Source organism: Streptomyces marokkonensis, assembly GCF_008312835.1.
Classification (GTDB): domain Bacteria; phylum Actinomycetota; class Actinomycetes; order Streptomycetales; family Streptomycetaceae; genus Streptomyces; species Streptomyces marokkonensis_A.
This window is the reverse complement of the sequence record NZ_VSKS01000018.1, coordinates 99710-123976: the sequence shown is the minus strand read 5'-3', so window position 1 is coordinate 123976 and position 24267 is coordinate 99710. Positions and strand designations below refer to the sequence as shown.

Sequence of the window (24267 nt, the reverse complement as noted above, 5' to 3'; positions counted from 1 at the left end):
TCCTCCACCAGGTGACCGGCTCTCCATCGCCGCCCGGGCCAGGGGCGGCGGCCGGACACCACCGCCGAAGAGGTCCGGCGGCGGTCGGCTCCCCCTGTGCACCCGCCGCCGGACCGCCCGGACGGCAGTCCGCTCGCGGCGGTCGTGGACAAGGACGGGAGTCAGGTGGCAGCGCACCGCAGGTCCCGACAGCGCGCGGTTTGGGGCCGCACGGCCCGCACGGCCGCCACCATCGCCCTAGCCGGCGCGGCCACCGCGACCGGCTTCGACGGGCCGGCGCACGCCGAGCCCCGGCCGACGCCGGAGCGGGTCGGAGCCGATGTCGACAGGCTCCACCGGCAGGCCGAGGCCGCCACCGAGAAGTACAACGGCGCGAAGGAGAAGGCGGAGTCCGCCCAGCAGCGGCTGCGCTCCCTGCAGGACGAGTCGGCCCGCAGGAGGGCCCGGCTCAACGCCGCCCGGGACGCCCTTGGTTCGGTCGCGGCGGCGCAGTACCGCAGCGGCGGGCTGGACCCCGCCCTGCGCCTCGTCCTGTCCGAGGACCCGGACGGCTATCTGGACGGCACCGCTCTCGCCGAACGCGCGGGCACCCGCCACAAGGCGGAAGTAGGGCGCGTACGGACACAGCTCCAGGAGATCGAGCAGTTGCGCGGAGCGGCCCGCATCGAGGCGAAGTCGCTGACGTCCCACCGGGCCGAGATGCGACGGCACAAGAAGACGGTCACCGGCAAGCTGACGGCCGCCCGCCGCCTGCTGTCCCGTCTGACACCCGAGCAGCGCGCGGACCGCGCCGCCGGCACCCCACGCCCCTCCGGGGCCCCCGCCTCCGTCACCTCCAGGGCCCCCGGCGCACGCGCCGCTGAGGCCGTCGCCTACGCCTACCGGAAGATCGGCAGCCCTTACGTCTGGGGCGCGACCGGCCCGGACGCCTTCGACTGCTCGGGCCTCGTCCAGGCCGCCTACCGCTCCGCCGGTGTCTCCCTGCCGCGCACGACCTATGCCCAGATCAACGCCGGCCGCCGTGTCGCCCGCTCCGCACTGCTCCCCGGCGACCTGGTCTTCTTCTACTCCGGCATCAGCCACGTCGGCATCTACGTCGGCGACGGCCGGATGATCCACGCCCCGAATCCCTCGGCACCGGTGCGCCTGGCCCCCCTCGACGAGATGCCGTTCGCGGGGGCGACTCGGGTGAGCTGAGCGGTACCCCCTCGGGGCAGGTCACACCAGTCGCCGCGCCGTCGCCCAGCGGGTCAGTTCGTGGCGGTTGGACAGCTGGAGCTTGCGCAGCACCGCCGAGACATGCGACTCGACCGTCTTCACCGAGATGAACAGCTGCTTGGCTATCTCCTTGTACGCGTACCCGCGGGCGATCAGCCGCAGCACCTCCCGCTCGCGCTGGGTGAGGCGGTCCAGGTCCTCGTCGACCGGCGGGGCGTCGGTCGAGGCGAAGGCGTCCAGCACGAAGCCGGCCAGTCGCGGCGAGAAGACCGCGTCGCCCTCCTGGACCCGGAAGATCGAGTCGACCAGGTCGGTCCCGGTGATCGTCTTGGTGACGTAGCCCCGGGCACCTCCCCGGATCACCCCGATCACGTCCTCCGCAGCGTCCGACACGGACAGGGCGAGGAAACGGACCGGCTGCTCGGTGTCGCCCATCAACGGCGCGCAGCGGCGCAGCACTTCCACACCTCCGCCACCGGGCAGGTGCACGTCGAGCAGGACCACCTCCGGCCGGGTCGCGGTGATGACCGTGACCGCCTGGTCGACGTCGGCGGCCTCGCCGACCACCTCGACACCCGTCTGCTCGGTCTGCCCGATCTCGGCCTGGACCCCCGTGCGGAACATGCGGTGGTCGTCGACGAGAACAACCCGGACATGCCGCCCGGCGGTGCCGCCGGCCGGCTCCGCGGCCTGGGCCCCCTGTGCCGCTCCCGCCGCTGCGTTCGCCTCGGTCGGCTCGCTCATGACGTCTTCTCCGCCCTCTCCATCTCCAGCTCGACCTCCGTGCCGCCGTCCGGCACCGCGCGCAGCCGCGCCGTGCCGCCGTTGCGCTCCATGCGGCCGATGATCGATTCCCTGACGCCCATCCGGTCGGCGGGTATCGAGTCCGGGTCGAAGCCCGGACCGCGGTCCCGGACGGACACGAAGACCGTCTTCCCCTCGACTTCGGCGTAGACCTGAACCGCGCCTCCCTCGCCACCGTACTTGGCGGCGTTGACCATTGCTTCCCGCGCGGCCTGCATCTGTGCGCCGATTCTCTCGTCGAGCGGGCAGTCGCCGACGACGACGACCTCGAGGGGGACGCCGTGCTTGTCCTCGACCTCGGCGGCATTGCGCTTCACGGCCTCGGCGAGGGTGGTGGGCTCCTCGTCCTCGTCCTTGCCGTTGCCCTCCGGTTTGTAGAGCCAGGCGCGCAGGTCGCGCTCCTGGGCACGGGCCAGCCGGCGCACCTCGCCCGCGTTGTCCGCGTTGCGCTGGATCAGGGTGAGGGTGTGCAGCACCGAGTCGTGGACATGGGCGGCGACCTCCGCGCGCTCCTGCGCCCGGATGCGCATCAGGCGCTCCTCGGAGAGGTCCTGCGTCATGCGGACGAGGTAGGGGCCGGCGAGGAGCGCTATGCCCACGAGGACCGCGAGGGCCGCCTGGAGCACCGACCCGAGGTGGCTGCCGGAACCCCGCAGGACGAAGATGCCCGAGGCGCCCGCCGTCACCAGCAGCACACCGGCCACGGCCCGCAGCAGCGTGACCGTGCGGCGGCGCCGGCCGACCTCCATCCAGCGGGCCCGGCGCGCGTTGTCCGCCTGCCGCCACACCAGGGCGACACCGGCACCGACCAGGACGGTCGGCCAGAGGTAGGCCCGGGTCCCGTTGCTCAGGTTCACGTTGCCCACGAAGATCATGGCCACCACGACCATGAGGAGCAGGGCGACGATCTGCCCCTTGTCCGGTCTGCGGGTCACGAGCCGGCGCCGGCCGTCCGGCGAGGTCTCGGTCGTCACCAGCGAGGGCGGCTTCTGCGCGTCCACGCCGCCGACGCCGAGCGGTACGAAGAACCAGAACGCGGCGTACAGCAGGGCGCCGAGACCGTCGGCCATGAACAGACCGACGAAGACCAGACGTACCCAGATCACGGGCAGCCCGAGGTGTCCGGCCAGCCCCCGCGCCACACCACCGAGCCAGCGTCCGTCACTGCTGCGGTAGAGCTTGCGCGGCGGCCGCGGCCCGGCGAGTGGCGCTGCTGCGGCTTCCGACATGCCAACGATGGTCACACGCCCGAACTGCCGGAGCATCAGGGTCGGGCCCGGAGACTCCCCTGATCTCCACGCCCCGGGCCTTTCGAACGCTCCCCCGGCCCCCTCAGGGACCGATATCAGGGTCCGGCCAGGGTCATGCTGACTGCCGCCACGGCGACTCGCCCGTCACCATGGACCCATGACCGATCACCAGCACGCCGCGACGGGTCCGGGACCCGGCTCCGGCCCGGGCGCGCCCGGGAAGGAGGGGGCGACCGCCGCGCAGCCGAAGCCGACCGGCGACACCGATCCCGCGGAGGCGGGCGAGCGCTTCCGGCGCGACCGCCGGCACCAGATGCTCGGCGGGGTGTGCGCGGGGCTCGGCCGGCAGTGCGACATGGACCCGGTGATCTTCCGGATCACGCTCGCGGTCCTGTCCGCCACCGGCGGCATCGGCCTCATCTTCTACGGCTTCGCCTGGCTCTTCGTCCCCTACGACGACGAGGAGGAGAACGAGATCCGCCGGCTGCTGACCGGCCGGGTCGACGGCCACACCCTGACGGCCGTGCTGTTCGCCCTGGTCGGCTGCGGCGTCTTCCTCACCATGCTGAGCAACGACGGAGTGCTGAGCTTCGCCGTCATACTCTCCCTGCTGCTCGCCGGCGCCGGGTACTGGTCGCGGCGGCGCGGCACCCCCAGCCCCGACCACATCGCCGCCCAGGCCGTCGCCGACGCACCTCCCGAGCCGCAGGCGCCGCCCGCACCCACCGCCTTCCCCTCCTGGTGGCGCGACCCCATCGTCAAGGACGGCACCCATGTCGGCGGCACGGGCTATCTGTGGGGCCCCCGGGACTCCCGCGACCTGGACATCGCCGCCGCCGTCAACATCAGCCTCGACTCCCGCACCGGCGTCCGCGACAGGACGTACGCACCCCTCCAGCGGCCGCCGAAGCCGCGCGGCCCCCGCGCGATAGGCGGCTGGATCTTCCTTCTTGCCCTGCTCGCGGCCGGTCTCGGCACCGGTCTGACGTGGGAGGCACACCCTCTCGGCACCAGCCTGCAGACCGGTCTCGCCTGCGCGCTCGCCGTCTTCGGCATCGGCGTGGCCGTCAGCGCGTTCCTCGGGCGCACCGGTGCGGGATCGATCATCCTGGCGGTCATCACGGCGGGCCTGCTCGCCGGCGCGACGGCCGTGCCCGAGGACATCGGCACCGACTGGACACGCACGACGTGGGAGCCCACCTCGGTCGCGCAGCTACGTCCGGTCTACGACCTGGGCGCGGGCGAGGGCGAACTGGACCTGTCCGCGATACGCGTCCCCGGGAACGACACCGTCTCGACCCGGGCCGATGTCGGCCTCGGCCGGATCCACGTGATCGTGCCCCGGGACGTGACCGTGAAGCTGAGCATCGACGTGGGCGTGGGCGACATCCAGTTGCCGGGTGACGAGCAGAAGGACGTGGACGTGGCCCCGGGCAAGCACAAGGAGGTGACCCTGGAACCGCCCCCCGGCGCCAAGGAGGCGGGCACGCTCGACCTCGAGCTCCAGGTCGGGGCGGGACAGGCGGAGGTGAGCCGTGCTACGTCATGAGTTCCAGCCCGGCAGGCTGGTCGCGGGCACGTTCCTCACCCTCGCCGCGGTGATCTACGCCGGCGACGCGGGCGGCGCCTGGGAAACCCCGTGGTTCGTGGTGATCCCGGTTGTCATGGGCGGCCTCTGCCTGGCCGGCGCGGTGGGTTTCCTGACCGGCCGCATACGCGGCCGCCGCGAGAGGGCGCGCTCCACGGCATGACGAGAACCTACCGGTACTCCCCCGTCCGCCGCCGTCGCCGTGCCCGAAGGGCGGCGTCCACGGACAGCAGCGGAGCGCCCGCCAGCACCAGGGGGATCCAGCCCATGAGGTACGGGAGGTCGTTGCCGTAATAGTAGGGATCGGCGGCCCAGCTCACGGTCAGCCACAGGCTGAGGGAGATCAGCGCACCGCCGAGGGCGGCCAGCCGGGTGAGCAGACCGAGCAAAACACCGATCCCGACGGCCAACTCCCCCACGGCGATGGCGTAACCGAAGGCGACGGGGCTTTCCAGCGCCATGTCGACCAGCGCGGGGATGGCGGAGGAGTCCCGGACTCCGCGCATCATGTCGCCGATGGAACCGGCACCAGAGTCCTTCATGAAGGCGCTGTCCGTGAGTTTGTCCAGGCCGGCGTAGATGAAGGTGATCCCGAGGAAGATCCGCAGGGGCACGAGGGCGTAGCGGGTGGCGGTGTCCCGCCAGTCCCTGTCGCCGTCGAGGTGCGGGGAGTGCGTGTGCGCGCGCATACCGTGGGTCATCGCTGTGTGCCGCCCTTCACTGCCGTGCCGGGGCCTCCTCAACAGACCATACGTACGACGATTGGCCGGGGCTCAACCCTGTGCGCGGGCTTTTCTTCGGCGGGTTCGGCGCGCAGCACCGCCCGAGCGGCACGACTGCCCGCGGGAAGGCGGCGCGGCAGTGGCCGCGTACGGCGCGGAGGGGACGGGGCGGGGGTGTGCGCCCGCAGCGGCTGGTGCGAGTCGGCGCCCCGCACCTCCACCGAGAGGCCCGGTCGCGCCAGTCCGAGGACGTACACCCCCGACCCGGCCCCGACCCACCCCCCACCCGTAGGCGCTACGCGCACTCCCACCGCAGGGACAGCCGCAGCCATCGGCCCTACTCCGTCACGTCGATCGTGTACCGGTTCGTCTCCACGCCCGCTGCCGTGACCACCTGGACATCCACCCGGCCCGGCTCCACCTCCGCCGGCACCGGCACCGTCAGCAGCGCGTCCGTCGGGTTGTCGAACCCGCCCGTGACCGGCACCAGCGGCACATGCACGTTCACCGCCCCCACCCGCACCACCATCCGCGACAACCGGTCAGCCCCCTGCGCCCCCACCGGCACGAACCCGGCCCCCCGGATCTCGATGTCGTCACCGGTGCGGATCGGCGCGTCCAGATCGCCCGCCTCCCGCGCCCGCACCACCGACAGGATCACCGGACGCCCGCCCTCCGCGTACTTCCCCGCGAGATAGGTCCCCGCCGACACCAGCACCACCACCGCCAGCCCCCACGGCAGATCCGGCAACTGATCCGGCCGCCGGGCCAGCCGCACCGCCGCGAACGCCAGAGCGACACCGCTGATCACGACGTACTGGATGTCGGCGAAACTCCCCCGCCCCGCATCGTCGGTCAGCAGATCCGCCGCCCTGGGCCGGTGCGCACGCACCTTCTGCAGCCGCTGCCCCTGCACTCGCAGCCCGACGACCCGCCGCACCAGTACAGCGATCCCGCAGACCACGGCCAGCACGGTCACCACGCCCGCGGCGCGGGCCAGTTCGAGCCCGTCGATCAGCGCATCCCGCTCCCGGTTCCCCGAGGCGGCCGCCAACTGCCCCACCAGAACGAGCACCGCGAACGCCAGGAACAGCACCCAGCACGCAGCCACCGCACGGGACGTGGAGAGCCGGTTGTCCTCCCCGATCACCGGCGCCAGCGCACCACCACGGGTCCGGTGGAACCACGACGCGGCGGTCAGTGCCCCGGCCACCACCAGCGCGGCCAGCAGCCCGGCGGTGCGCGCGACGGTCCACCCCGCGCCGATCGCCGTGAGCGCCTGACCGAGGAGCAGCAGCACCACCGCCGCCCAGACCACCACCGCGGTCCGCTGCCACAGGCGTTCCAGCCACGCCGCGCCCTCGGCCCGCCCCCGCTCGGCGACGGCCTCCGCGGCCTGGGTCAGTTCCTCCGACACCCACTGCCGGGAGGCGGACGCGGAGTGGGCCACCGCGGCAGGCACCCCCTGCCCGGCCGCGAACTCGTCGCGCTTCAGCAGGAACGCGGCGACCGCGCGCCGATGCCCCTCACGCGCCCCGTGCGGACAGTCCCCGCAGGTGCAGCCGCCCTCGTGCGGGCCCGCGTGCGCGCCGCCCTGTCTCGCCTCCTGCACCGCCACGCCCGCAGCCCGCCTTCCCCACCGTCAACCACCACGACACCACCACGTTCACCGCCGAGGACCCCCACGCAAGCCCCCCGTGACGACAGCGAATTGTGCCCTACCGCACACGCTTCCCGTCCGGCAGGCCCGGTCCGTGCGGGTGAATTCCAAGGCGTCGAGTTGACCGCCCACGCTCAGCTCAGCAGATCCGGCTCACTCCGGGTGATCTCCTGCCACATCGGCTGGTAGTTGATCCACGCCACGAGGTCGCCGCCGAGCTGCTCCCGCGTGGCGACCGCCTGCCGGTGGTCGATGAGGACGGGCCTGCCCGCGGCCCTCGCGGCGAGCTGCACCTGGCAGGACCGCTCCATCGTCACGAACCACCAGGCCGCCGCGTCGACCGAGTCCCCCACGGTGAGCAGCCCGTGGTTGCGCAGCACCAGCGCCTTGCGGGAGCCGAGCACCCCGGCGATCCGCCGCCCCTCCTCGGCGTCGACGGTGACGCCGCTGTAGGCGTCGTAGAGGGCGTGGTCCTCGTAGAAGGCGCAGCTCTCCTGCGTAATGGGGTCCAGCAGGTCGCCGAGGGCGGCGAGGGCGCGCCCGTGCACGGAGTGGCAGTGGGCGACGGCGACGACGTCGGGCCGGGCCGCGTGCACCTGGGCGTGCACGGTGAACGCGGCCTGGTTGACGTGGTGGCCGCCCTCGACGACCTGGCCGTCCCGGTTGGCGAGGACCAGGTCGCTCACGGTGACGTGCCGGAACGGCATGCCGAACGGGTTGACCCAGAAGCAGTCGCTGAACTCCGGGTCGCGTGCGGTGATGTGCCCCGAGACACCGTCCTCGAAGCCGAGCCGCCCGAACAGCCGCAGCGCGCCCGCGAGCCGTTCCTTGCGGTGCCGGCGCTCGTCCTCGACCGACTCGTGCATGGGCGGCATGGCGAAGCGCAGCTTGTCGGTGGGCAGCGGCAGGGGCGGCGTGGGCCCGTGCATGAGTCCTCCCGCGGGGGGTTGTGTACGGGGCGGAAGTTACCGGCGGGGCGCGCCGGACGACAGCTCTGTTCCGTAACGCCGGACAGCGGACACAGTCCGGGTACCCGGCACAGGCACCCGGCACAGACCAGCTACCCGGCACAGGCGCCCGGCTCAGACCAGGTACCCGGCACAGGCACCCGGCACCGTCCGGTACCCGGCGCGAATACCCGACACAACATGTCCGGTATCCGCGCCACACTGTGCGCATGAGCACACACACCGGCACGAACTGGGGCGCTTTCACCGCGGCCGAACCCGAGCTGGCGAAGACCGTCGAGGAGCGCTTCGCCGCGTACACCCACCACGTCCTCGCCACCCTGCGCAGGGACGGTTCACCGCGCACCACCGGCCTGGAGGTCCGCTTCCTCGACGGGGAGCTCTGGTTCGGCATGATGCCGGACTCGCTCAAGGCGCTCGACCTGCGCCGCGACCCGCGCTTCGCGCTCCAGGCGAACCCGGGCGAGGGGACCGGCATGGGCGGCGGCGACGTCCGGATCAGCGGCCGGGCGGTCGAGATCCCCGGCGAGGACGAGGGAACCCGCGCCAGGTACGCCGAAGAGGTGGAACCGCCGGAGCCGTTCCACCTCTTCCGCACCGAGCTGACGGAGGTCGTACGGACCTTCGTCGAGGACGAGAAGTACCTCGTCGTCCAGGTCTGGAAGCCCGGAGAGCCGGTGCGCACGCTCAAGCGGACGTGACCGGCCGGGACTTACGCGACTACTCCCACTCGATGGTCCCCGGCGGCTTCGAGGTGACGTCGAGGACGACCCGGTTGACGTCCCGCACCTCGTTGGTGATGCGGGTCGAGATCTTCGCGAGGACGTCGTACGGCAGCCGCGACCAGTCGGCGGTCATGGCGTCCTCGCTGGAGACCGGGCGCAGCACGATCGGGTGACCGTAGGTGCGGCCGTCGCCCTGGACACCCACGGACCGCACGTCCGCGAGCAGGACGACCGGGCACTGCCAGATGTCCCGGTCGAGCCCGGCGGCGGTCAGCTCCTCACGGGCGATGGCGTCGGCCTCGCGGAGCAGGTCGAGCCGCTCCTTGGTGACCTCGCCGACGATCCGGATGCCGAGGCCGGGCCCGGGGAACGGCTGGCGCTGGACGATCTCCTCCGGCAGGCCGAGCTCCTGGCCGACCATGCGGACCTCGTCCTTGAACAGCTTGCGCAGCGGCTCGATGAGCTGGAACTCGAGGTCCTCGGGCAGCCCGCCCACGTTGTGGTGGGACTTGATGTTGGCGGTGCCGGTGCCACCGCCGGACTCGACGACGTCCGGGTAGAGGGTGCCCTGGACGAGGAACTCCACCGCCGGGCCCTCGTCCGCGATGATCTCGGCCTGGGCCTGCTCGAAGACCCGGATGAACTCCCGGCCGATGATCTTCCGCTTCTCCTCGGGGTCGGAGACGCCCTTGAGCGCGGTGAGGAACCTCTCCTCCGCGTCCACGACCTTCAGCTGGACGCCGGTCGCGGCGACGAAGTCCTTCTCGACCTGCTCGGTCTCGCCCTTGCGCATCAGGCCGTGGTCGACGTACACGCAGGTCAGCTGGGAGCCGATGGCCTTCTGTACGAGGGCCGCGGCGACCGCGGAGTCCACACCGCCGGACAGACCGCAGATGGCGCGCCTGTCGCCGACCTGCTCGCGGATCGCGGCGACCTGCTCCTCGATCACGTTGCCCGTGGTCCAGTCCGGGGTGAGGCCCGCGCCCCGGTACAGGAAGTGCTCCAGCACCTGCTGCCCGTGCGTGGAGTGCATCACCTCGGGGTGGTACTGGACGCCGTAGAGCTTCTTGTCGTCGTTCTCGAACGCGGCGACCGGGACCACGTCCGTGGAGGCCGTGACGGTGAAGCCCTCGGGGGCGGCGGAGCAGGCGTCGCCGTGCGACATCCAGACGGCCTGCTCGTCCGGGGTGCCCTCGAAGAGGGTGGAGGAGCTCCTGGAGACGTGCAGATCCGTACGGCCGTACTCACGGGCCCCGGTGTTGTCCACCTGGCCGCCCAGGCTCTGGGCCATGAGCTGGAATCCGTAGCACATGCCGAAGACGGGGACGCCGGCCTCGAAGATCTGCCGGTCGAGGCGGGGGGCGCCCTCCTCGTACACGGACGAGGGGCCGCCGGAGAGGATGATCGCCGCCGGGTTCTTGGCGAGCATCTCCGCGACCGGCATGGTGCTCGGCACGATCTCGCTGTAGACCCGCGCCTCGCGGACGCGACGGGCGATGAGCTGGGCGTACTGCGCGCCGAAGTCGACGACCAGAACGGTGTCGGGCGCGTGGGCAGCGGGAGTCGCTGATGACACGAGGTGCCTTCCGGCGGTGGGGCGGGGGTCTTGTGCCTCCCGATTCTACCGAGGTGGCGGCGGGGCACGTCCCGGGCCGGGGAACAGCGACCGGCGACGCCGCCGTCTCACCATGCGGCCGGCATTGGACAGCCGCGGCGGGCCGGGCATACTGGGCCCATGCTCACGCACCCGGCCTTCCTCTTTACCTATGGCAACCGGCCCACCGGCTGCCATGGTCGTGCTGCTTGAGCAACTGACAAGCGACTTCCCAGGCGCCCCGGGCCGACAAGGTCCGGGGCGCCTGGCGTTTTTCCGGACCTCGCCGCTCCGGGGCACCGCATCCACTCACTCACCGAGGAGCCCCGGCATGACCGCCACCACGACGGAGCCGACCAGCACGGAGCCGACCGAGAGGACCGGCGCCCGTACGACCGAGGCCGCCGAGCTGATCACCGGCGCCCGCGAGCGGATCGACGCGCTCGACGACCGGATCATCGGCCTCGTGCAGGAACGGATGGCCGTGTCGGCCGTCATCCAGAAGGAACGGATCGCCTCCGGCGGCCGGCGCGTGAACCTCTCCCGCGAGATGGAGATCCTCGCCACCTACCGGGACGCCCTGGGCAGGCCCGGCACCGCGCTGGCGATGACCTTGCTGGAGCTGTGCCGGGGCAGGATCTGAGTCCGCGTTCCCGGTACAGACGTACGCGCCGTCTCTCACCCGTCCGGCGCGTGACCGGAGTCCCGGCCGCTTCGTTGGTACCGGTGTCCGTGCCGGCCACGCGTGGCTCACCGGAGCGATGAGGCATACGGCTCGCGTCGTACGTCGTGGGACCTCGCTCCGGGCAAGTGACCGGGCGGCAGGGGACAGCCGGCCCGGTCACCCGCGAGAAGGCCGGCCCCGGGGACGCCCGGGGCCGGCCCGGCGGGACCGCACCGGACCCCGACCGCACCGGACCGCTCGGACGCTGGTCACGACACCGCAGTCGGCGGCGACCAGGAACTCCTTCGTCCCTCCGGTGCCGCCCCGATCCGCGCGGCCGGGACGCCACCCACGGCCTTGGCCTCGGGCAGCCGGACGGCGTCCGCACCCGACTCCCACCGCGCTCCCACCACGCTCCGGACGCGGCTGCGGCGCGAGGCGCGGCCGTCCAGGCTTTCGGCGGCCGAGCGGACGACAGAGATCACCACCACCCGCCAGTAGTGATCCACCTCACATAAAAATTCTGTGAGATCCAGGACAACCATTCACAGGCTTCATCGATCAAACCACCGGAACCAAGGGCCACACCCGCGTCCTCGCACGCGGCGGCCTCCCGCACTCGTTGGTGCCGCGGCCACGCGGCACACCGGACTTCCCGAGGTCTTCATGAAGCTTCGCCGTGCCATGGCCGCAGCGGTCGCAACGGCAGCGATAGCCCCGGTCGCCCTGCTCTCGGCTCCGGCCGCGTACGCGACCGACCCCACGCCCACCGTGTCCGCGACGGAGTCCGCGACCGGTGACGACACGACCGGCACCTCTCCCTCGCCGTCCGCAACCGAGTCGACCGGTTCGGCCGAGCCGACCAAGGAGACCGAGCCGACGAAGGAGACCGAGCCCGGCTCCACCGAGAGCGAGTCCTCCCCGTCCACGTCCGCCTCGCCGTCCGCGTCCACCTCGCCGTCGACGAGCGCACCCGCCCCGAGCGCCAGTGAGAGCGCCCCGGCGGAGGAGGACCCCGAGCTCTGCGTCGACGAGGAGGGCAACAGCACGGCCGAGCTCAGCTTCGACCTGAAGAGCGGTCTGGCGGGCCTGCCCGACACGATCGTCGCCGGCAGCGGCTGGAAGGCGTTCTCGTTCAACGTCTCCAACCACGGCGACGAGGAGATCAAGAACATCAAGCCGCTGATCGGCGTCGCGGCCATCGGCTGGAACGAGAAGGACTACTCCGGTCAGATCACCGTCCAGGTGTTCGACAAGGCCTCCGGGAAGTGGACCACGCTCGCGGACACCGCGGGTGAGGGCGGCACGTTCGCCGCGTTCTCGCTCGGCGCCGGCCAGTCGGTCTCGTACCAGCTGCGGCTCAGCGTCAGCGGCAAGGTGCCGGACGCGCTCGGCCTCACCGGCGGCCTCGCCGAGTACGCGGACGCCGACGGCTGCTGGCTCGCCGACGACCCCAACGGCTGGATCTACTTCTTCGACATCCTGGCCGCCGGCTCCGACGCCGGTGAGCCGAACGACGCCAAGCCGCAGACCGGCGGCATGGCCGAGCTCGACGAGGTCAGCGACGTGAAGGTCACCGGCAGCCTCGCCGAGACCGGCTCGAGCTCCGCTCTGCCGATCATCGGCCTGGTCGGCGGTGCCGCCGTCGTGGCCGGTGCCGGTGCGGTGTTCGTGGTGCGCCGCCGCAAGGCCGGTGCCCAGGCGTAACACCGCCTCGCCGCGCCGTCCGCGCGGCAGCACCCAGGACAAGGGAAAAGGACCTGAGCTCGGAGGGGGGCACAGGTCCTTTTTCCTTTTCCTCTTCTTCCTCTTTCCCTGTTCCCTTGTCCTCCCCGCGCCGGCTACTTCTTCGGCGGCACCGCGGGAATCCCCAGGAACGGCAGCCTCAGCGCGCCGAACGCGTCCGCCGGGACCGCCGGGGACTTCGGCTCCACCGGCTGGAGCCGCCGGTACGACTCGCCCTGCTGCGGACGCGGATCGGCCTCGCCCTTGTTGGGCCAGTACGACATCGCCCGCTCGGCCTGTGCCGTGATGGTCAGGGAGGGGTTCACGCCGAGGTTCGCCGAGACCGCCGCCCCGTCGACGACCGAGATGCCGGGGTGGCCGTACAGACGGTGGTACGGGTCGATCACGCCGGTCTCGCGGGAGCCGCCGATCGGGCAGCCGCCCAGGAAGTGGGCGGTCAGCGGCATGCCCGTCAGCTCGCCCACGTTCGAGCCCGCGAAGCCGTTGATCTCGGCCGCCAGCGCGGAGGCGCCGTCCGTGGCCGCCTTGATCTGCTTGGGGTTGGCGGCGCCGTGGCCCTGCCGTGCGGTGAGCAGCCCGCGGCCGGCCCCGGACGGCTTGAGGTACGTCGTCAGCGAGTTGTCCAGCGACTGCATCACCAGACCGATGATGGTCCGCTCCGACCAGCGGCGGTTGGACAGCGAACGCATCAGCAGCCACGGATGCCGCGCCACGTTGCCCAGCCAGCCCAGTACGCGTGCCGCACCCGAACCGCCGCCCGCGTACGGGACCTGGAGGATGGACAGCCCGCCCATCGAGTTGGAGCCCCTGCCGTAGCGGACCGGCTCGATGTGGGTGTTCTCGTCGGGGTGGATGGAGGACGTGATGGCCACACCGCGGGTGAAGTCGGCCTTCGGCGAACCGGTGGCCTTGCGGTAGCGCCGGTTGTCGGTCTGCGCGCCGACGAGGGCCTCGGAGTTGGTCCGGGTCAGCTCGCCCAGCCTGTCCGAGAGGTGCGGCAGCTGACCGCCGGCCCGCATCCGGTGCAGCAGCGTCTGGGTGCCGTAGGTGCCGGCGGCCAGCACCACCCGGCGGGCGCGGAAGGTACGGCCCCTGCCCTTGCGGCGGTTGTCGGTGGGGAGCGTGGCGACGGCGTACCCGCCCTGCGCGTCCTCCGTCACCGACACCGCCGTCGTCATGGGGTGCACGACCGCGCCCGCCTTCTCGGCGAGGTGGAGGTAGTTCTCGTTGAGGGTGTTCTTCGCGCCGTGCCGGCATCCGGTCATGCACTCGCCGCACTCGGCACAGGCCCGGCGCGACGGACCGGCCCCGCCGAAGTAGGGGTCGGGCACCTCCTGCCCGGGCTCGGCGGTCACCTTGCCGTCGGCGTCCTCGCCGTCGCCGAAGAAGACACCGACCGGGGCCATGTGGAAGGTGTCGCCCACGCCCATCCGTTCGGCCGCCGCCTTCAGATGCACGTCCGAGGGGGTCATCGTGGGGTTGAGCCGCACGCCGAGCATGCGCCGCGCCTGGTCGTAGTAGGGCTTCAACTCCTCCTGCCAGTCGGTGATGTGCCCCCACTGCGGGTCGTCGAAGAACGGCTTGGGCGGTACGTAGAGGGTGTTGGCGTAGTTGAGGGAGCCGCCGCCGACACCCGCGCCGGCCAGGACCATGACGTTGCCCAGCAGGTGGATGCGCTGGATGCCGTACATGCCGAGCCTCGGCGCCCACAGGTAGTTCTTCAGGTCCCAGGAGTTCTTCGGCAGGGTCTCGCGGGTGAAGCGGCGGCCGGCCTCCAGGACGCCGACGGTGTATCCCTTCTCCGTCAGGCGGAGCGCCGAGACGGAGCCGCCGAAGCCGGAGCCGACGACGAGGACGTCGTAGTCGTATTCCTCCTGAGGCACGGGTGTCTCCTCTGTGAGTTTCGCGTGCGGGTGATCCGTGGTTTCTCGCGCGGTTCCTCGCGCCCCTGAGTCGGTCACCTGAACCGGAACGCCTTCATCAGGCGCAAGCTGCTGCTCATGAAACGGGCGTACGTCTCGTCGTCCATGCCCAGCGAGGGGGCCATCGGCAGCAACCGCTGGTGGGCGACCGTCTGGGCCTCGGTGTACTTGAGGATGCCCTCGGAGCCGTGCCGGCGGCCGAGACCGGAGTCCTTCATGCCGCCCATCGGCGACTGGACACTGCCGTAGGCGGGCGCGTACCCCTCGTTGATGTTCACGGTGCCGGTGCGCAGCCGGGCGGCGATCTCGCGGCCTCGCCGGGCGTCCTTCGTCCAGACGGAGGAGTTCAGGCCGTACGGGGTGGAGTTGGCACGTTCGACCGCCTCGTCGTCGGACGAGAAGCGGTAGACGGAGACGACCGGGCCGAAGGTCTCCTCGGAGCAGACGCTCATGGGGGCCTCGACCCCGTCGAGGATGGTCGGCTCGAAGAAGTAGGGGCCGATGTCCGGGCGGGCCGTGCCGCCCGCGAGGACGGTGGCGCCCTTGGCGACGGCGTCCTCGACGTGCCGGGTGACGGCGTCCAGCTGGCGCTGCCCGACCAGCGAGCCCATGTCGGCGCCGTAGGCGAGGGAGGTGCCGAGGCGGAGCGCCTTGGTGCGGGCGGCGAAGCGCTCCAGGAAGGCGTCGGCGACCGACTCGTGGACGTACAGCCGCTCGATGGAGATGCACAGCTGGCCCGCGCTGGAGAAGCAGGCGCGGACGGCGCCCGCGGCGGCCTTGTCGAGGTCGGCGTCCTCCAGCACCAGCATGGCGTTCTTGCCGCCGAGTTCGAGGGAGACGCCGACCAGCCGGGCGGCGGCGCCCTGGGCGACCTCGCGGCCGGTGCGGGTGGAGCCGGTGAAGGAGACGTAGTCGGCGTGCCGGACGACCTCGGGGCCGACGACCGGGCCCTCGCCGAGGACGACCTGGAAGACGTCGGCGGGCAGTCCGGCCTCGATCAGCAGGTCACGGGCCCACAGCGCGGTCAGGCAGGTCTCCGTGTCGGGCTTCATCACGACCGCGTTGCCCGCGACGAACGCCGGGAGCGCGTCTCCGACGGAGAGTTCGAGGGGGTAGTTCCAGGGCGCGATCTGGCCCACGACACCGCGCGGGTGGCGCAGCTCGGTGACCTTCGTCAGGGTCGGCATGGCGCCCGCGTGCCGCTTGGGCCGCAGGTAGGCGGCCGCCCGGCGGCCGTAGTGGCGGGCCGCGACGGCGACGGCCTGTACTTCCTCGTGGGCGTGCAGCCGGGCCTTGCCGGTCTCCAGCTGGATCAGGTCGAGCACCTCGGCCTGGCGCTCCAGCACCAGGTCGTGGAAGCGGAGCAGGACGGCGGCGCGCTGCCGTACCGGGGTCTGCGCCCAGACGGCCTGGGCGGCGCGGGCCGCCTCGAACGCCCGGGCCACGTCCTCGGGGGCCGACTCGGGCAGGTCGGCCAGCTTCTCCCCGGTGAACGGCGTGTGGTTGGCGGTCCGGCCGGAGCCGGCCACGCCCTTGGTGAGCTGGGCGACCAGCTCCGGCGTGACCACGTCGGCGGCGGTGCGGGCGCCCTCCGGGGCGGGGGCGAGGGGGTTGGTGCCGGTGGATTCCCGGGTCTGCGCGTCCGTCATGAGGCGCAGGGTATGCCCGGGCGAACACTTTGTGTACCCGTCGGTAACAGATTCCCGCACGGCTCACACAATGCCAGTGAACGCTGGCAACAAACCCCCTGATCAGGGCGTTGACGATCGGACCGGCGCGAGTCGGCCACGGTTCGGTCTCGGGTCGGCCCAGGCGCTCCGGAGCACCGCCGGGGGCGGGCCCCATGGGCGCGGGTCAGAGCTCGTGGATGTCCCAGGACTCGAAGACCGTGCGGGCGATCTCCCGGCCGTCCTCGGCGAAGTAGCCCTTGCCCGGGTAGACGACCCACAGCCGGTACATGTCGCCGTCCTTGTTCCGGTAGTACATGACCTGCGCCTCGCGCACCAGCGCCGGGGTGGTGGTCGTCGTGTAGACGATGGTGTTCGTGGCCGCGTCGTGCTCCTTGTACGTCGTCTCGCGCGGCTGCCCCTGGGGCGCCGGCGAGTCGGCGATGCCCCAGCCGTACTCGCCGTCCTTGAGCTCGTTCCAGTGTGCGAACGCCCGCTCCGACGCCGAGGCCTCGAGTTCGCCGTTCTCGTCCTCGGCCTTGAGGTCGCGGTCGGTCTCGACACGCACCATCCCGCTCGGGTCGGTGAAGGAGACGACCGTCCCGTCCGAGTCGTCGGCGGGTTTGTCCTTCACGAAGTTCTCCGGCACCGCGAGCGCCACGCCCGGCCGGTCCCCGAGGTCGTGCTTCTTCCAGCCGTCGGGCAGGGGGCCCGCGAAGGGGTCCGCGACCACGAGGTACGCCGCCACCGCTGCCGCGACCACCGCGGCGCCCAGCCCGATCAGCGTCCTGCGGCCGACGCGGATGCCCTTGCCGCGGGGGTCGGGGGCGGGGAACCGGGTCACCTGCGTGGGCTGCGGCGCGGGCGGGTGGGCGGCCGCTTCCAGTACGGCGCGGACCCGGGCGGCGTTCGGCCGGCGCGCCGGGTCCTTCTGCAGCAGGGCGGTGATGACGTCGGCCAGCGGTCCGTGGGCGGAGGCGGGCGGCGCCGGCGTCGCGTTGAGCACGGACTGGAGGGTGGCGGGGGTGTTGCTGCGGCGGAACGGCGAGACGCCCTCCGTCGCCGCGTACAGCACCACGCCGAGCGACCACAGGTCGGAGGCGGGGCCGGGGCGCTGGCCCAGCACCCGTTCCGGGGCGATGTACTCGGGCGAGCCGACGAAGCCGCCGGTGTCGGTCAGATTGGTCTCGCCCTCGATCTGGGCGATGCCGAAGTCGGTGAGGACGACCCGGTCGTGCCGGCCGAGCAGCACGTTGTCCGGCTTCACGTCCCGGTGCAGGATGCCCGCAGCGTGGGCGGCCTCCAGCGCGCCGAGCACTTCCAGGCCGACCCTGGCCGCCTCGCGTGCGGAGAGGGTGCCCTCGTCCTGCAGCACGGCGCCCAGCGAACGGCCCTGGACCAGCTCCATCACGATCCACGGCCGGCCGTCGACCACCGCGACGTCATGGACGTCGACCACCGCGGGGTGGTCGAGCCGGGCGGCCGCGCGGGCCTCGCGACGCATCCGCTCGAAGGCGTTGGAACGTTCGCGTTCGGGAAGGTGGTCCGGGACGCGGGGCTCCTTGACGGCGACTTCGCGGTCCACCGTCTCGTCCTTGGCCCGCCACACCGTGCCCATGCCGCCGTGGCCGAGCTTGGCGAGCAGCCGGTAGCGTCCGGCGATCAGCCGCCCGGCGCCCGGGTCCGTCACGGGTGCCCGCTGCGGGACCACGCGGGTCGGCGCCGCGTACGGGTTGCCGGGGTGTGGCACCCCGGCGGGGGGATGCGGGTTCGGCGGTTGCAGACCAAAACTGGTCGGTTCGTCGGCCCCGTTGCGGGCTCCCCCGTTGCTGCTCATGGTTCATCCATATCGCGCGGGACCCTCGCGTATCCACTGCGAACGCCCACCGGTCACAGACCCGTGACCCTCACCGGCACTTATCTCCCTTTTATTGCTCTTTGAGGCCCGGCTTCACTGCTCTTCGAGGCTTGGCCCAGGTGAGGACCCCGACACCGTGGGCGTGGCCGTCGTCGGGGTGGCCGCCGTGGAGCGGGCGTCCGACGGCAGCGTCCGCCGGGGGCTGGTGGTCGTGGGGACGGACGCGGGCGGCCGGGGCCCGGGGGCCGTCTCACCGACGGGTGTCTCCGGCGCCGAGCTGGTCGGCGTACCGCCCCCGTCGCCGTCCCGGTCCTGCAGCAGCAGCGCCGCGGCCGACACCCCCGCCCCCGCCATCGCGGCGACCGCCAGCGCGGCCACCAGCACACCCTTCGTGGGCTGCCGCCGGACGGGGCGCTCCCCGGCGGAGCCCGGCGCGACCGTCTCCGTCCGCCGTGCCGGGAACCGGCGGCGCAGCGGGATCCGGTCGGACGGCAACGGCTCCAGCGGCGCCGACTCCGGCGTGCGGCCCGTCGCGAGGAACGCGCTCAGCATCCGCTCGGCCCGGTCCGCGTCCAGCCGGCGGTCCGGGTCGCGTTCCAGCAGTCCGCGGACCACGGGAAGGATCGGCCCGGCCTCGGCGGGCGGCCGGATCTCGTCGACCACGACCGCGTGCAGGATCCCGCTGAGGGAGTCGCGCCGGAACGGCGACTCGCCGCTGAGCGCCGTGCACAGCAGCGCGCCCAGCGACCACAGGTCGGCCTCCGGTCCCGTCCGGGCGCCGGACATCCGCTCGGGCGCGGTGTATTCGGGGGAACCCACGAAGGAGCCGGTCTCGGTGAGCGTGGTCGAGCCGGACACCTGGGCGATGCCGAAGTCGGTGAGGACGACCCGCTCGGTGTCGTCCTCCAGCAGGACGTTGGCGGGCTTGAGGTCGCGGTGCAGCACACCGGCCGTGTGCGCGGCGCGCAGCGCGCCGAGCAGGTCGACGCCGATCCGCGCGGCCTCCGCGGCGTCGACCGGGCCCCGTGCGGCGATGCGGTCGGCGAGCGAGGGCCCCTCGATCAGCTCCAGGACGATGTACGGGCGTTCGTCGTCCTCGACGACGTCGTGGACGACGATGATGTTCGGGTGGCTCAACTGGGCCAGGGCGCGCGCCTCGCGCAGGGTGCGGTCACGCTGCCGCCGGGCCTCGGCCGCGGAGAGCGTCTCGTCGAACGGGAGTTCCTTGACGGCGACGCCCCGTCCGAGCAGTTGGTCGGTGGCCCGCCAGACCACGCCCATGCCGCCGCGCCCGATCATCGACTCCAGACGGTAACGGCCCGCGACGACGCGGGCATTGTGCCGTTCGGCCCCGTTCTCCGGCTCCCCCTCGGTCACCATGGGCCCATCATGCCCCACCGGATGTGTCCCCTCCGGTACGGCGATTCGGCCAAGCGGAGCGCATACGACCACGCCACGGGCGTCAGGGCTCGCGCCACCCCTGCAGGATCGTCCGGAACTGTTCGCGGGTCGTGTCCCAGTCGGCGGCCGGGGAGGCCATGTAGAGGGCGTACTCGACGCCGTCGCGCGAGATGTACATCTGGTCGACCGCCCGGTACGGGCCCGGGAACTCCGTGTCCTTGGCCAGCGCCGTCCAGCCGTACTCGAGCCGCGCGCCGTCGCGGTCGCGGTAGGTCAGGCGCTGCAGGCCCAGCCGCCGGTAGTCGACCAGACGCCCGCCGATCTGCTGGTCCAGATCGCTCAGGTGCTCGTACGGGTCGTCGAAGTCGGGAGAGTCGTCGGCCGCGATCCGCAGGAAGTGCTTCCCGCCGTCGGGCGTGTAGTCGACCTGCCGGGTCTCCTCGTCGAAGACCACGCGCTCCCAGTCCTCGCCGGGCAGGACGACGGTGAAGCCGAAGGGGTCGGTGCGGCGCACCCAGCCCTCGGGGAGGCCGCCCGTCGGCTCGGTCCCGCCCGTCTTCGTCGCGCCGGGTGCCGGAGCGGGCGCGGATGTCCCGGAGGGGCCCGCCGTGGTGCGACCGCGGTCCCACTGCTGGAGCACGACCGCGGTTCCCCCGCCGACGATCGCGGCCAGCGCGACGACGAGGGCGATCACCCGCACACGTGCTTTCCTGCGCGGCGCGACGGCCGCCGGCCCGTACGGTGGTTGAACGGCCGTGGGACCGCCGGACCGCGGGTGCGGAGCCCCCGTGGCCGTGGGGGCCGCCCGCGGACCGGTGTGGGGTGGCAGCGGCACATGGGCGTCGACGGCCCGGGTCGGCACGTACTCCTGCGCCGCGTGCGGCCGGCGCCCCTCCGCCGCCTCGGCGAGCATCTGCTCGGCCCGGGACGCGTCGGGCCGGTCGGCCGGATCCTTGCGCAGGAGCGCGCTGATGACGGGTTCGAGCGGGCCGGCGTGCCGCAGCTCGTCGGCCTCCTCCTCGACGACGGCCTGCATGGTGGTCAGCGGCGAGGTGCGGCGGAACGGCGAGCGGCCCTCCACGGCCGTGTACAGCGTCGCGCCGAGGGCCCACAGGTCGGAGGAGGGGCCGGGGTCGTGGCCGCGGACCCGTTCGGGCGCCAGGTAGTCGACCGAGCCGACGACCTCGCCGGTGCGGGTGATGGCCGAGTCGCCGTCGATCTGCGCTATGCCGAAGTCGGTGAGCAGCACCCGGCCGTCGCGGGCGAGGAGAACGTTTCCGGGTTTGACGTCGCGGTGCAGCACGCCGGCGGTGTGCGCGGCGCGCAGCGCGCGCAGCACCCACAGGCCGATACGGGCGGCCTCGCGGGGCTCGACGCGTTCGCGCTCCTTCATCGCGTCGGCGAGGGAGTGGCCCTCGACCAGCTCCATCACGATCCACGGACGGCCGTCGTGCTCCAGCACGTCGTGCACCGTGACGACGGCGGAGTGGTTGATCCGCGCGGCCGCCCGCGCCTCCGCGCGGGTGCGCGCCAGCAGCCTGGCCCCTTCGCTGTCGGAGACGTAGAGCGCCGCGGTCAGTTCCTTGACGGCGACGGAACGGTGCAGCACCTCGTCGTGGGCGCGCCACACCCGGCCCATGCCACCGCTCCCGATGGAGTCGCCGAGCCGGTAGCGGCCCGCGACGAGCGAGCCCTGCATCTGATTCACGTTGCCCCGCAATGGTCTTGACAGGGTCAGAGTAAGTACCCCGGCCCTTCCTGGGAACCGACGGGGTGCCATGGAGACCGCACTGTGATGGATGTCGCTGTGGGGGCCGCGAGTCAACCAAAACGCCTGCGTGCGCGTACCGGTGGACCGCGGCGGGGCGGGCGGCGCCCGCGGTTCACCCCGTGAACCGGTAGGTCGCCGCCGCCTGCTCGAAGACCCGTGTCACCTCGTCCCGTTCGGCCTCCGGTCCCCGCACCTGCACCACGTGGTAACGGCCGTCGATCAGCGCGGCGAGATTGCGGACGTACAGCTCGCCCGCGTCGCCGGTCCAGGTGAACTGACCCTCGGCCATGGTCCGTCCGCCCACCTCGATGCTCTTCAGGCCGGTGGAGGTGGCCCAGCTGGAGTCGCGGTAGGGCTGGAGCTCCGGCTCGTCGTCGCGCTGGTAGGCCATGGGGTCGCTGCCGAACCGGCCGGCGCTGTCCCGGCCCGGCACGACGATGAGCTCGAAGTCACCGCGGGCGTAGACGACCTGGCCGCTGCCGTTCTTCGCGGTGCGCTGCCAGTCCTCGGCGACGGCGACCCGGAAGCCCTCCGGGTCCTTGCGCAGGGTGAAGCCGTCGGCGACCTCGGGGCCGGTGGTCTGCGTCTCGCTGGAGGGGGCGGACTCCTCGGGGCCGTCCCCGGGGCTGTCCTCAGGCGCCGGCGCGTCCTTGTCCGTTCCCGGCTCGCTCGGAGCGGCGCCGACCTCGCCGGCGGCGCCGGTGCGGTCGGCCGCCCCGGTCTTCTCCTCACCGGACTTCGGCATGAACAGCATGGCGTAGGCGATCGCCGCCGCCATGGCGAGCAGTACCAGCAGGAGCAGCGTGCGGCCGAGCCTGCGCGGCGACCCGGTCTCCGGTTTGGCCCGCTTGTGCCGTCCGTGGTGCGCCGGGAGCGCGGCGCGCCGCCTGCGCACCAGCTCGCCCCGGCGGCGTATGACCGGCAGCCGGCTCGTGTCGGTGGCGGGCGGTGCCGCTATGACGTGCACGCCGGCCTCGGGCTCGGGCGCCGACCGCACCAGCGAACGCAGCCAGCCGCGCAGTTCCTCGAAGTCGGGCCGCTCGGTGGGGTCCTGACGCAGCAGCGACTCCACGACCGGCCGGAGCGGCCCGCACTCCTCGGCGAACGCGGGCGGCTCGGCGCACACCATCTGCACCAGTTCGGCCGTCGACTCCTCGGGGTAGGGCGCGTGCCCCTGCACGGCGCGGAACAGCAGCGAGCCCAGCGCCCACAGGTCGGTGGCGGGCCCGATCGGCGCGGCCAGCTGCCAGTTCTCGTGCACGGGACCGGCCTGCTCGGGCGCCCATCGCTCGGTCACCGGTCCGACGACGGCCATCCGTGCCTGCCGCGCCCGCTCGGCGGCCAGCGCGGTGGTCGGGCCCCGGCGCGCGGGGGTGTGGGCCACCAGGTCGTCCCAGCGCGCGGGCGGGGCGGCCGCGCCGGGACCGCCGGGTGTCTCCAGGGCGCCGGGTCCCGTGGGGGCGGTGCGTCCGCTTCCGCCGGGGACGGCCGGTGCGCCGCCGGTGGCGGTCCAGGGTGTGGTTCCGGGACGGCCGCTGGCGCCGACGCCGTAGGGGTCGGCTATCTGTCCCGGCGGGACCGCGCCGGGCGCCGGTCCGTCGCCCTCGGCGGTGGGCAGGGCGCCGGGCAGGGCCGTACGGCCGCTCTGCTGGGCCTCCTGCACCCGGGCGGCGGCACGGGCGCCCGCCCGGTACGCGGCGATCGCCCCCGCACGGGCCGCCCGCACGTCGCCCGCGCCGTCGAGGGCCCTCGGGGCCGCGGCGGGGGTGAGGCCGTTCGCCGTGTCCGCCGCGGCGCCGGGCAGCCGGCCGGCCCGTGCCTCGATGGCGGCCCGGCGCGCGGCGTCGGGATCGGGGCCGGTGTCGGCGGTGAACCCGGGCGGCCAGGAGGGGCCGCGCCCCGGGCCGGGCGTTCCCGGCGGCGCCTGCGCCGCCGGTCCCGGTGCCCCGGGTGCTCCCGCGTCCTGCCCCGGTCCGGTGTCCTGTTCCGGCACCGGGTCGTAGCCGCACAGCGCCTCCTCGGCGGCGCCGACGGCGAGACCGGTCAGCATCACCCGGCCGTCGTCGCAGACGAGCACCGTGCGCGTGGTGATGTTGCGGTGCACCCAGCCGTGGGAGTGCAGCACCCGCAAGGCCGTCAGGACGTCGGAGGCGACCTCCGCGGCCCGGTACGGGGACAGCGGCTCCTCGGCGAGCAGTGCGGCCAGCGGTCGCGCGGCGACGAGTTCACTGACTATCCACAGCGAACCGCCCTCCGCGAACACGTCGAACACCTGGTCAAGGCGCGGGTGGTCGGGGATGGCGGCCGCCGACTGCGCGGCCTCGACCGCGCGCCGCACCACCGGGTCGGTGGGCCGCCGCATGCCGGTCCGCGCCGCTCCCGGCCGGGTGTTCCCACGCCGCGCGCCACCGTCACGGGCGGTGAAGCCGTCGGGCAGCCCCTCGGCGTCGAGCACTTCGGCCTCGACGACCTCCGGCAGCGGAACCTGCCTGACCAGGACCTCCTGCCCGCTGTAGGTGTCGAAGGCGCGGGTCTCGGTCAGTTCGTACTCGTCGGAGGGCGGCAGCGGCAGGCGGTAGCGGTCGGCGAGAACCCGTCCCGCATAGTCGTCCACGTTGCCTCCCCCGGCACTACGGTCGGTCAGTTCCGTTCGCGCAGCAGGCCGTTCCGGCTGCGTACGGTCCGCAAGCATTCACGATACGTGCCGGA

Annotated in this window: 19 protein-coding genes; 6 read left to right on the top strand and 13 right to left on the bottom strand. The window is 72.9% G+C overall.

The genetic code is table 11. The features are described 5' to 3' along the window. Window positions 1–165 precede the first annotated feature (165 nt). Window positions 166–1197 carry a C40 family peptidase gene (locus tag F1615_RS27095; RefSeq protein WP_149551663.1) on the top strand — a complete coding sequence of 344 codons (1032 nt, stop codon included), beginning with the start codon at window positions 166–168 and terminating at the stop codon, window positions 1195–1197. Window positions 1198–1218: 21 nt separating this feature from the next. On the opposite strand, the gene F1615_RS27090 is transcribed toward F1615_RS27095, so the two are convergent. Next, window positions 1219–1962 carry a LuxR C-terminal-related transcriptional regulator gene (locus F1615_RS27090; RefSeq protein WP_149551662.1) on the bottom strand — a complete coding sequence of 248 codons (744 nt, stop codon included), beginning with the start codon at window positions 1960–1962 and terminating at the stop codon, window positions 1219–1221. Next, on the bottom strand, window positions 1959–3251 hold the full coding sequence (locus F1615_RS27085; protein WP_149551661.1) for an ATP-binding protein: 1293 nt from the start codon (window positions 3249–3251) through the stop codon (window positions 1959–1961). Before F1615_RS27085 ends, F1615_RS27090 begins: the two co-directional genes overlap by 4 nt. Before the next feature lie 178 nt (window positions 3252–3429). Here F1615_RS27085 and F1615_RS27080 point away from each other — a divergent pair, with 178 nt between their 5' ends. Continuing rightward, on the top strand, window positions 3430–4821 hold the full coding sequence (locus F1615_RS27080; protein WP_149551660.1) for a PspC domain-containing protein: 1392 nt from the start codon (window positions 3430–3432) through the stop codon (window positions 4819–4821). After that, entirely contained in the window at window positions 4808–5023 is a 216-nt protein-coding gene (locus tag F1615_RS27075) for a hypothetical protein (RefSeq protein ID WP_149551659.1), read from the top strand. The genes F1615_RS27080 and F1615_RS27075 overlap by 14 nt, the downstream gene beginning before the upstream one ends. A 7-nt stretch (window positions 5024–5030) precedes the next feature. Here the strand turns inward: F1615_RS27075 and F1615_RS27070 are convergent, their stop codons facing one another. The 3 genes from F1615_RS27070 to F1615_RS27060 all read right to left on the bottom strand — a co-directional run bounded on the left by F1615_RS27070 (window position 5031) and on the right by F1615_RS27060 (window position 8171). After that, entirely contained in the window at window positions 5031–5561 is a 531-nt protein-coding gene (locus F1615_RS27070; RefSeq protein ID WP_149551658.1) for a DoxX family protein, read from the bottom strand. 358 nt (window positions 5562–5919) lie between these two features. Then, the gene (locus F1615_RS27065; protein WP_149551657.1) at window positions 5920–7200 is read right to left on the bottom strand and encodes a hypothetical protein; all 1281 of its coding nucleotides are present in this window, start codon (window positions 7198–7200) and stop codon (window positions 5920–5922) included. Window positions 7201–7376: 176 nt separating this feature from the next. Next, window positions 7377–8171 (bottom strand): class II aldolase/adducin family protein, encoded by a 795-nt coding sequence (locus F1615_RS27060; RefSeq protein WP_149551656.1) that lies wholly within the window; start codon window positions 8169–8171, stop codon window positions 7377–7379. Window positions 8172–8419: 248 nt separating this feature from the next. On the opposite strand from F1615_RS27060, the gene F1615_RS27055 reads away from it, so the two are divergent. Then, entirely contained in the window at window positions 8420–8911 is a 492-nt protein-coding gene (locus F1615_RS27055; protein WP_149551655.1) for a pyridoxamine 5'-phosphate oxidase family protein, read from the top strand. A 19-nt stretch (window positions 8912–8930) separates the two neighbouring features. Here F1615_RS27055 and guaA read toward each other — a convergent pair whose 3' ends face one another. Next, window positions 8931–10511: a glutamine-hydrolyzing GMP synthase gene (guaA, locus tag F1615_RS27050; protein WP_149551654.1), complete on the bottom strand. Its 1581-nt coding sequence runs from the start codon at window positions 10509–10511 to the stop codon at window positions 8931–8933. Window positions 10512–10860: 349 nt separating this feature from the next. Here guaA and F1615_RS27045 point away from each other — a divergent pair, with 349 nt between their 5' ends. Further along, a complete protein-coding gene (locus F1615_RS27045) occupies window positions 10861–11172 on the top strand; it encodes a chorismate mutase (protein WP_149551653.1) in 312 nt (103 codons plus the stop codon). A gap of 290 nt (window positions 11173–11462) precedes the next feature. Here the strand turns inward: F1615_RS27045 and F1615_RS35745 are convergent, their stop codons facing one another. After that, window positions 11463–11702 (bottom strand): hypothetical protein, encoded by a 240-nt coding sequence (locus tag F1615_RS35745; RefSeq protein WP_167533864.1) that lies wholly within the window; start codon window positions 11700–11702, stop codon window positions 11463–11465. 157 nt (window positions 11703–11859) lie between these two features. Between F1615_RS35745 and F1615_RS27040 the strand changes: the two genes are divergently transcribed. Next, window positions 11860–12900 (top strand): LAETG motif-containing sortase-dependent surface protein, encoded by a 1041-nt coding sequence (locus F1615_RS27040; RefSeq protein ID WP_149551652.1) that lies wholly within the window; start codon window positions 11860–11862, stop codon window positions 12898–12900. A gap of 134 nt (window positions 12901–13034) precedes the next feature. Here the strand turns inward: F1615_RS27040 and F1615_RS27035 are convergent, their stop codons facing one another. The 6 genes from F1615_RS27035 to F1615_RS27010 all read right to left on the bottom strand — a co-directional run bounded on the left by F1615_RS27035 (window position 13035) and on the right by F1615_RS27010 (window position 24172). Then, the gene (locus tag F1615_RS27035; RefSeq protein WP_149551651.1) at window positions 13035–14822 is read right to left on the bottom strand and encodes a GMC family oxidoreductase N-terminal domain-containing protein; all 1788 of its coding nucleotides are present in this window, start codon (window positions 14820–14822) and stop codon (window positions 13035–13037) included. A 74-nt stretch (window positions 14823–14896) separates the two neighbouring features. Beyond that, window positions 14897–16510, bottom strand: a complete 1614-nt coding sequence (locus tag F1615_RS27030) for a succinic semialdehyde dehydrogenase (protein WP_149551650.1) — start codon at window positions 16508–16510, stop codon at window positions 14897–14899. Window positions 16511–16715: 205 nt separating this feature from the next. After that, a complete protein-coding gene (locus F1615_RS27025; RefSeq protein WP_149551649.1) occupies window positions 16716–18365 on the bottom strand; it encodes a serine/threonine-protein kinase in 1650 nt (549 codons plus the stop codon). A 114-nt stretch (window positions 18366–18479) separates the two neighbouring features. After that, window positions 18480–19766: a serine/threonine-protein kinase gene (locus tag F1615_RS27020; RefSeq protein ID WP_149551648.1), complete on the bottom strand. Its 1287-nt coding sequence runs from the start codon at window positions 19764–19766 to the stop codon at window positions 18480–18482. Between the two features lie 82 nt (window positions 19767–19848). Next, window positions 19849–21486 carry a serine/threonine-protein kinase gene (locus F1615_RS27015; protein ID WP_149551647.1) on the bottom strand — a complete coding sequence of 546 codons (1638 nt, stop codon included), beginning with the start codon at window positions 21484–21486 and terminating at the stop codon, window positions 19849–19851. A gap of 184 nt (window positions 21487–21670) precedes the next feature. Continuing rightward, window positions 21671–24172, bottom strand: a complete 2502-nt coding sequence (locus F1615_RS27010) for a protein kinase (protein ID WP_149551646.1) — start codon at window positions 24170–24172, stop codon at window positions 21671–21673. Window positions 24173–24267: the final 95 nt, after the last annotated feature.